Raw genomic sequence first — 901 nt, forward strand, 5'->3', positions numbered from 1 at the left:
CAATATTATTTTATAAATAGCTTCATGCTTTGCTTTATCAGTCTCCATGTATCTATCAAACACTACACTAAAAACCCCGTATGCAACCCCTATAAAAATTAAGATGTAAAAGACTTCGTTCACTTCCCCAGCACCTCTTTCACTTTTTCTAATATGTCCTTACTCTTTAAGGTCTGCTTCTTTGATGAATGTGCCATTGATTGTCTTTCCTTTTCTCCCTTTAATCTCGTCATATGCATACTGTAAACACTCCTGTAACGTCATATCATGTTGTTGTGCCAAGATAATTAATGTAACGACTGTATCGCCTATCCCGTCTTTCAATGCGTCTATTTGACCACGAGAGAGGGCAGCTGCTACTTCTCCTGCCTCTTCATAAAACTTCAACGCCTGTCTATCTGAATTGCCTTTGTGTAAATCTTTATCAATACTCCTTTGTTGTACTTGTTCTACTAATTGATCTAATGTGTTAGTCATTTGTTCCTCCTCGATAAATTTAACTTGATATAATTTCACTTTTATTAATTTGTTATCGTATTCAATAACCGCATAAGGCTCTTCTCTAAATTCGCACAAAATGTCATACTCACGATTGGAAAAAAACCCATGAAATTTATCTCTAGTGATTTCATAAATACGTTTAGTTTCAATTGTCATCACTACCACGCTCTAAATTTAGGTATCATCTCAAACACTCCCTGTTCCTTTTAATATCGTTCTCACTTACCAACATCGTCACTCTACTTCCTGCGACCTTTACCACAAAGCCGTTGACACCTAATTCACGTAACTCATGTTGTATTTGTGTAGGTGTTTTGGCATTAGTTTTATATTTGTACCGTTGATGTACTGTGTTATCGAGTTGCATTGTTCAGTACTTCCATAAATCTATCTGCGTACT

At 35.8% G+C, this 901-nt stretch carries 2 protein-coding genes; both read right to left on the bottom strand.

The features are described 5' to 3' along the window. Positions 1 to 159: 159 nt before the first annotated feature. Positions 160 to 477, bottom strand: a complete 318-nt coding sequence (locus CD147_RS11545) for a MazG-like family protein (RefSeq protein ID WP_103167598.1) — start codon at positions 475 to 477, stop codon at positions 160 to 162. A gap of 205 nt (positions 478 to 682) precedes the next feature. Beyond that, on the bottom strand, positions 683 to 868 hold the full coding sequence (locus tag CD147_RS11550; protein WP_103167597.1) for a hypothetical protein: 186 nt from the start codon (positions 866 to 868) through the stop codon (positions 683 to 685). Between the last annotated feature and the right edge of the window lie 33 nt (positions 869 to 901).

It is taken from the genome of Staphylococcus devriesei, assembly GCF_002902625.1.
Classification (GTDB): domain Bacteria; phylum Bacillota; class Bacilli; order Staphylococcales; family Staphylococcaceae; genus Staphylococcus; species Staphylococcus devriesei.